Source organism: Streptomyces sp. Root1310 (genome assembly GCF_001426425.1).
In the GTDB taxonomy this organism is placed as follows: Bacteria; Actinomycetota; Actinomycetes; order Streptomycetales; family Streptomycetaceae; genus Streptomyces.
Genome location: NZ_LMEQ01000001.1, coordinates 1,619,559 through 1,627,364, shown reverse-complemented (window position 1 = coordinate 1,627,364; position 7,806 = coordinate 1,619,559). Strand labels below are relative to the sequence as shown.

4 protein-coding genes and 2 rRNA genes are annotated in these 7,806 nt (G+C 66.1%); 2 read left to right on the top strand and 4 right to left on the bottom strand.

All coding sequences use genetic code 11. The features are described 5' to 3' along the window. Positions 1 to 94 precede the first annotated feature (94 nt). Both ASD48_RS07005 and rrf read left to right on the top strand, forming a co-directional pair. Positions 95 to 3,217 (top strand): 23S ribosomal RNA (locus ASD48_RS07005). A gap of 90 nt (positions 3,218 to 3,307) precedes the next feature. Then, positions 3,308 to 3,424, top strand: a 5S ribosomal RNA gene (gene rrf, locus ASD48_RS07000). A 168-nt stretch (positions 3,425 to 3,592) separates the two neighbouring features. On the opposite strand, the gene ASD48_RS06995 is transcribed toward rrf, so the two are convergent. Genes ASD48_RS06995 through ASD48_RS06980 form a run of 4 tightly spaced genes read right to left on the bottom strand, consistent with a single transcriptional unit; the run spans position 3,593 to position 7,801 of the window. Then, a complete protein-coding gene (locus tag ASD48_RS06995; protein WP_057600496.1) occupies positions 3,593 to 4,903 on the bottom strand; it encodes a DUF58 domain-containing protein in 1,311 nt (436 codons plus the stop codon). Beyond that, complete coding sequence (locus ASD48_RS06990; protein WP_107104231.1) at positions 4,903 to 5,892, bottom strand: MoxR family ATPase; 990 nt, start codon at positions 5,890 to 5,892, stop codon at positions 4,903 to 4,905. Before ASD48_RS06990 ends, ASD48_RS06995 begins: the two co-directional genes overlap by 1 nt. After that, positions 5,892 to 7,088, bottom strand: coding sequence for a DUF4350 domain-containing protein (locus ASD48_RS06985; protein WP_057600494.1), 1,197 nt, complete (start codon positions 7,086 to 7,088; stop codon positions 5,892 to 5,894). Before ASD48_RS06985 ends, ASD48_RS06990 begins: the two co-directional genes overlap by 1 nt. Next, complete coding sequence (locus ASD48_RS06980; protein ID WP_057601049.1) at positions 7,085 to 7,801, bottom strand: DUF4129 domain-containing protein; 717 nt, start codon at positions 7,799 to 7,801, stop codon at positions 7,085 to 7,087. The genes ASD48_RS06985 and ASD48_RS06980 overlap by 4 nt, the downstream gene beginning before the upstream one ends. Between the last annotated feature and the right edge of the window lie 5 nt (positions 7,802 to 7,806).

Sequence of the window (7,806 nt, the reverse complement as noted above, 5' to 3'; positions counted from 1 at the left end):
ATGCCGGCYCCAGTGCACTCGGATCCGTTAAGGGTTCGGGGTGATGGGTGGCTGGTCGTTGTTTGAGAACTGCACAGTGGACGCGAGCATCTGTGGCCAAGTTTTTAAGGGCGCACGGTGGATGCCTTGGCACCAGGAACCGATGAAGGACGTGGGAGGCCACGATAGTCCCCGGGGAGTCGTCAACCAGGCTTTGATCCGGGGGTTTCCGAATGGGGAAACCCGGCAGTCGTCATGGGCTGTCACCCGCTGCTGAACACATAGGCAGTGTGGAGGGAACGCGGGGAAGTGAAACATCTCAGTACCCGCAGGAAGAGAAAACAACCGTGATTCCGGGAGTAGTGGCGAGCGAAACCGGATGAGGCCAAACCGTATACGTGTGAGACCCGGCAGGGGTTGCGTGTACGGGGTTGTGGGATCTCTCTTTCACAGTCTGCCGGCTGTGAGACGAGTCAGAAACCGTTGATGTAGGCGAAGGACATGCGAAAGGTCCGGCGTAGAGGGTAAGACCCCCGTAGTCGAAACGTCAACGGCTCGTTTGAGAGACACCCAAGTAGCACGGGGCCCGAGAAATCCCGTGTGAATCTGGCGGGACCACCCGCTAAGCCTAAATATTCCCTGGTGACCGATAGCGGATAGTACCGTGAGGGAATGGTGAAAAGTACCGCGGGAGCGGAGTGAAATAGTACCTGAAACCGTGTGCCTACAAGCCGTGGGAGCGTCGCGCATYRAGYTTRCTYRRTGCGTCGTGACTGCGTGCCTTTTGAAGAATGAGCCTGCGAGTTTGCGGTGTGTTGCGAGGTTAACCCGAGTGGGGTAGCCGTAGCGAAAGCGAGTCCGAACAGGGCGTTTCAGTAGCACGCTCAAGACCCGAAGCGGAGTGATCTAGCCATGGGCAGGTTGAAGCGGAGGTAAGACTTCGTGGAGGACCGAACCCACCAGGGTTGAAAACCTGGGGGATGACCTGTGGTTAGGGGTGAAAGGCCAATCAAACTCCGTGATAGCTGGTTCTCCCCGAAATGCATTTAGGTGCAGCGTCGTGTGTTTCTTGCCGGAGGTAGAGCACTGGATAGGCGATGGGCCCTACCGGGTTACTGACCTTAGCCAAACTCCGAATGCCGGTAAGTGAGAGCGCGGCAGTGAGACTGTGGGGGATAAGCTCCATGGTCGAGAGGGAAACAGCCCAGAGCATCGACTAAGGCCCCTAAGCGTACGCTAAGTGGGAAAGGATGTGGAGTCGCACAGACAACCAGGAGGTTGGCTTAGAAGCAGCCACCCTTGAAAGAGTGCGTAATAGCTCACTGGTCTAGTGATTCCGCGCCGACAATGTAGCGGGGCTCAAGCGTACCGCCGAAGTCGTGTCATTGCAGCTATAGGGCCAACGCCCGCTGTGATGGGTAGGGGAGCGTCGTGTGCCGGGTGAAGCAGCACCGGAAGGTAGTTGTGGACGGTTCACGAGTGAGAATGCAGGCATGAGTAGCGATACACACGTGAGAAACGTGTGCGCCGATTGACTAAGGGTTCCTGGGTCAAGCTGATCTGCCCAGGGTAAGTCGGGACCTAAGGCGAGGCCGACAGGCGTAGTCGATGGATAACCGGTTGATATTCCGGTACCCGCTGTGAAGCGTCAAACATCGAACCAGGCGATGCTAAGTCCGTGAAGCCGTTCCGGACCCTTCGGGGAAAGGAAAGTGGTGGAGCCGACGAACCAGACTTGCAGTAGGTGAGTGATGGGGTGACGCAGGAAGGTAGTCCATCCCGGGCGGTGGTTGTCCCGGGGTAAGGGTGTAGGACGGTGTGTAGGYAAATCCGCACGCCATATAGTCTGAGACCTGATGCCGAGCCGATTGTGGCGAAGTGGATGATCCTATGCTGTCGAGAAAAGCCTCTAGCGAGTTTCATGGCGGCCCGTACCCTAAACCGACTCAGGTGGTCAGGTAGAGAATACCGAGGCGTTCGGGTGAACTATGGTTAAGGAACTCGGCAAAATGCCCCCGTAACTTCGGGAGAAGGGGGGCCACGTCCGGTGATTGGATTTACTCCATGAGCTGGGGGTGGCCGCAGAGACCAGCGAGAAGCGACTGTTTACTAAAAACACAGGTCCGTGCGAAGCCGTAAGGCGATGTATACGGACTGACGCCTGCCCGGTGCTGGAACGTTAAGGGGACCGGTTAGTCACAATTCGTTGTGGCGAAGCTGAGAACTTAAGCGCCAGTAAACGGCGGTGGTAACTATAACCATCCTAAGGTAGCGAAATTCCTTGTCGGGTAAGTTCCGACCTGCACGAATGGCGTAACGACTTCTCGACTGTCTCAACCATAGGCCCGGTGAAATTGCACTACGAGTAAAGATGCTCGTTTCGCGCAGCAGGACGGAAAGACCCCGGGACCTTTACTACAGTTTGATATTGGTGTTCGGTTCGGCTTGTGTAGGATAGGTGGGAGACTTTGAARCGTGGACGCCAGTTCACGGTGAGTCGTCGTTGAAATACCACTCTGGTCGTGCTGGATGTCTAACCTGGGTCCGTGATCCGGATCAGGGACAGTGTCTGATGGGTAGTTTAACTGGGGCGGTTGCCTCCTAAAGAGTAACGGAGGCGCCCAAAGGTTCCCTCAGCCTGGTTGGCAATCAGGTGTTGAGTGTAAGTGCACAAGGGAGCTTGACTGTGAGACCGACGGGTCGAGCAGGGACGAAAGTCGGGACTAGTGATCCGGCGGTGGCTTGTGGAAGCGCCGTCGCTCAACGGATAAAAGGTACCCCGGGGATAACAGGCTGATCTTCCCCAAGAGTCCATATCGACGGGATGGTTTGGCACCTCGATGTCGGCTCGTCGCATCCTGGGGCTGGAGTCGGTCCCAAGGGTTGGGCTGTTCGCCCATTAAAGCGGTACGCGAGCTGGGTTTAGAACGTCGTGAGACAGTTCGGTCCCTATCCGCTGCGCGCGCAGGAATATTGAGAAGGGCTGTCCCTAGTACGAGAGGACCGGGACGGACGAACCTCTGGTGTGCCAGTTGTTCTGCCAAGGGCATGGCTGGTTGGCTACGTTCGGGAGGGATAACCGCTGAAAGCATCTAAGCGGGAAGCCTGCTTCGAGATGAGTATTCCCACCCCCTTGAGGGGTTAAGGCTCCCAGTAGACGACTGGGTTGATAGGCCGGATGTGGAAGCCCAGTAATGGGTGAAGCTGACTGGTACTAATAGGCCGAGGGCTTGTCCTCAGTTGCTCGCGTCCACTGTGTTGGTTCTGAAACCACGAACGGCCCCATGCCATGGTCACGGCATGGTGCGGCTGGACAGTTTCATAGTGTTTCGGTGGTCATAGCGTGAGGGAAACGCCCGGTTACATTCCGAACCCGGAAGCTAAGCCTTACAGCGCCGATGGTACTGCAGGGGGGACCCTGTGGGAGAGTAGGACACCGCCGAACAAATATAAGCCTTACAGCGCCGATGGTACTGCAGGGGGGACCCTGTGGGAGAGTAGGACACCGCCGAACAAATATTACGGGAAACCCCCGCACCTCACGGTGCGGGGGTTTTCTGCGTTCTGGGCGTGATGTGTTTGGGTGGGCTCTCTTTCAAGAGAGCCCTTTTGTTTACAGGCGTCCCGCTGCTTTGAGTGCCAGGTAGGCGTCCGCGAGTTCCGGGGCCAGTCGGTCCGGGGTCGCGTCGACGACGGTGACGCCGTGCCGGCGGAGTTGGTCGGCTGTGCGATGACGTTCGGTCTGGGCCCGGGCAGCAGCTGCTGCCTCGTACACCGCCTCGGCGTTGCCGCGGGAAGCGGCCATGTGGGCGATGTGGGGGTCGGCTACCGATGCCACCAGGACCGTATGGCGCTGGGTGAGCTGCGGGAGGACGGGGAGGAGGCCTTCTTCGACCGGGGCGGCGTCCAGCGTGGTCATCAGGACGATGAGGGAGCGTCGGGGGGCCGTGCGGAGGGCTGTGGCGGTGAGGCCGCGGGCGTTCGTCTCGACCAGTTCGGGTTCGAGGGTGGCCATGGCGTTGACCAGGGACGGGAGGACGTCGCGTGCCGTTCGGCCCTGGACGAGGGCCCGTACCCGGCGGTCGTAGGCGAGGAGGTCGACCCGGTCGCCGGCGCGGGATGCGAGCGCGGCGAGGAGGAGTGCCGCGTCCAGCGAGGCGTCGAGGCGGGGGGCGTCGCCGACACGGCCCGCGGAGGTGCGGCCGGTGTCGAGGACGAGAAGGATGTGGCGGTCGCGTTCGGGGCGCCAGGTGCGGACCGCGACCGACGAGTGGCGGGCTGTGGCGCGCCAGTCGATGGAGCGGGTGTCGTCGCCGGGAACGTATTCGCGCAGGCTGTCGAATTCCGTGCCTTCGCCGCGGGTGAGGACGCTGGTCCGGCCGTCCAGTTCGCGTAGCCGGGCCAGTTTCGACGGGAGGTGCTTGCGGCTGGTGAACGGGGGGAGGACGCGTACGGTCCAGGGAACCTTGTGGCTGCCTTGGCGGGAGAAGAGGCCGAGGGGGCCGTAGGAGCGGATCGTGACGCGGTCGGTCCGGTGGTCGCCGCGGCGGGTGGGGCGCAGGCGGGTGGTGATGCGGCGGCGTTCGCCGGGCGGGACCGTCAGACGGTGGCGGGAGGCCTCCGTCTCCGTTCCCGGTTGCCAGCTGCTGGGGGGCCAGGCGTCGCGGAGGTGGGCGCGCAGGGGGCGGCGGGAGGGGTTGGTGACGGTGAGGGTGATGTCCGCCGGGTCGCCGAGGCGGGCGGAGGTGTCGCCGGAGCGGGTGAGGCCCAGGCGGCGGACGGGCGCGGCCAGGGCGAAGTCGCAGGCGCAGGCCAGGGCCAGCGGGGCGTTGACGGCGAGGATGCCCGTCCAGCCGGCGTCCCAGAGGCCGACGGGGAGGGAGCCGAGGGCCGCCAGGAGTGCGGTGCGTCCGGTGAGCGCCATCAGCGGGGTACGGGGACGAGGGTGAGGATCGCCGTGATGACGGAGTCGGCCGTCACGCCTTCCATCTCGGCTTCCGGGCGGAGCTGCACGCGGTGGCGGAGGGTGGGGAGGGCGAGGGCTTTGACGTCGTCGGGGATGACGTAGTCGCGGCCGGTGAGCCAGGCCCATGCGCGGGCGGTGGCCAGGAGAGCGGTCGCGCCCCGGGGGGAGACGCCCAGGGTGAGGGACGGGGATTCGCGGGTGGCGCGGCAGATGTCGACGACGTAGGCCGTGATCTCGGGGGAGATCGTCGTCTTGGCGACGGCGGCGCGGGCCGCTTCGAGGTCGGCCGGTCCTGCGACGGGGCGTACGCCGGCGGCGTGCAGGTCGCGCGGGTTGAAGCCTTCGGCGTGGCGGGTGAGGACGTCGATCTCCTCCTGGCGGGAGGGGAGCGGGATCGTCAGTTTGAGGAGGAAGCGGTCCAGTTGGGCTTCGGGGAGGGGGTAGGTGCCCTCGTACTCGACGGGGTTCTGGGTCGCCGCGACCAGGAACGGGTCGGGCAGCAGGCGCGGGGTGCCGTCGACCGTGACCTGGCGTTCCTCCATGGCCTCGAGGAGGGAGGCCTGGGTCTTCGGCGGGGTGCGGTTGATCTCGTCGGCGAGGAGGAGGTTGGTGAAGACCGGGCCGGGCTGGAAGGAGAACTCGGCGGTGCGGGTGTCGTAGACGAGGGAGCCGGTGATGTCGCTGGGCATCAGGTCGGGGGTGAACTGGACGCGCTTGGTGTCGAGTTCGAGTGCGGAGGCGAGGGCGCGGACGAGCAACGTCTTGGCCACTCCGGGGACTCCTTCGAGGAGAACGTGTCCGCGGCAGAGGAGGGCGACGACGAGGCCTGTCACGGCGGGGTCCTGGCCGACCACGGCCTTGGAGATCTCGGCCCGCAGGGCCTCCAGGGAGGCGCGGGCGCGGCCCGGGTCCCCGGTGTACCCGGCGTTGTCAGTGGTCGGGTCCATCATGGACGGCGTACCTCTCTTTCGAGGGCGTCGAGTTGGTCGGCGAGCGCGATCAGGGCCGCGTCGTCGCCTGGCGGTGGGCCGAAGAGCAGGGAGTGCAGTGACTGTCCGTCGCCGTGGAGGTGGGCGGACAGGGCGGGGAGGAGTGCCTCGGGTGCGTGCGCCTGGGGGACGGGGACGCCCAGGAGGGGGGCGAGGCGGGTGCGGGTGGTGGAGCGGAGAGCGTCGGCCGCGCGGTCGCGGGCGTCGGCTTTGCGGTAGAGGCGGGCGCGGCCTTCGACGGTTTCGGAGGCGCGGATCGCCACGGGGAGTTTCTCGGGCACGAGGGGGCCGAGTCGGCGTGCCCGCCAGAGGGCGGCGAGGGCGGCCGCGACGAAGAGCTGGAGTGTGCCCCAGAGCCAGCCGGAGGGGAGCAGGTCGAAGAAGCTTTTCTCGTCGTCCTGGTCGGTGGCCGCGGTGTCGGAGAGTGAGGGGAGGTACCAGACCAGATGGCTGCGGGAGCCGAGGAGTTGGAGGGCGAGCGAGGCGTTGCCCTGTTCGTCGAGGCGGTTGTTGTAGAGGATGTCGGGCGCGCCGAGGACCACGGTGTCGCCGTCGCCGGAGGTGTCCGGGATGCGCAGCAGGGTGGCCAGGCGTTCGCTGGGGTAGCACTTGTCGGCGTCGAGGTGGCGGGTGGTGTAGCGGATGCCGCCGGTCTCCGCTGTGCCGGCGCGGCGGGCCGCGGGCAGCGCGCAGTCGGGGGAGAGCGCGGAGCCGCGGCTGGTGGCGGGGTCCGCGGTCACGCCGGGGGCGAGGGTGCCCACGGACCAGCTGCTGGGGGCGACGAGGACGGTGCGGCCGCCCGAGCCGGCGATCGCCGAGTGCAGGATCCGCTGTTGGCGTTCCGCCAGGAGGTCTGGTGCCGCGACCAGGAGCGTGGTGTCGGGGCGTGCCGCGGCCCGGGCCTCGGCCAGGGTGGTGACGACGCGGGTGGACACGCCGCGGTCGGCGAGGAGTTCGGCTGTCGCGCGGCTGCCGTAGGGGTCGGCGGAGCGCGGGTCGAGGGCGCCGTGGCGGGCGTCGGACTGGAGCGCGGCGAGCGTGACGGCTCCCGCGAGGAGCAGTACGAGTGCGAGCGTGACGCCTCGCGCGCGGGTCCACAGCCGGAGGGCGGTGGGCGAGGCCGAGGTGGACGGGAGCGTGGCCTCGGTCGTCATTCGGCGGCTCCCCGGCGGGCGGGGTGGGCCGTGGTGTGGGTGCTGCTCTCTGTCAGCCGGGGCTTGGTGCGTTCCAGGTCGAGGTCGAGTTCGGCCATGCGTCCGTACGACTGCCGGGTGGCGCTGCGGCCGCCGTACGTCACGTCGTCGAAGTCGCGGGCGGCCGTGCGGAGTCGGTCGGTGTGGGCGGGCAGGGTGCGGCCGGCGTCGGCGGCGGCCTCGTCGGCCGTGCGTCCGGGGCGGGTGTCGAGGAGGGCGCGTTCCTCCAGGGAGCGGACGATGGCGCGCATGCGTTCCTGGACGGCCCTGTTCCAGTGGCCCTGGGCGGCGTGTGCCTCGGCGGCCGCGCGGTGTTCGGCGGCGCTGCGGGGACGGTCGTCGAAGAGCGCGGAGGCGGATGTGGGCCGGCGGCGCGGGGAGCCCAGGCGCCACCACAGGGCGCCCACGACGGCCGCCACGGCCAGGAGGACGACCACCAGGCCGAGTGTGCCGCCCGGGGTGGCGGTCGAGGCGGTGCCGAACAGGTCGCCGATCCAGTCCCAGAGGGTGTCCAGGGCGCGCTGGAACAGGCTGGGGTCGTTCTGGTGGTACAGGTCCTTGGACAGTTCACGCCGGGCCGCCTCCCGCGCGGGGTCGCGCGGGACGGTGAGCGGCGGTTCGTCGTCCGACCGGGCGGCCAGGGACAGCACGGCTCCGTCGCCCGCTCGCAGCAGGGCTG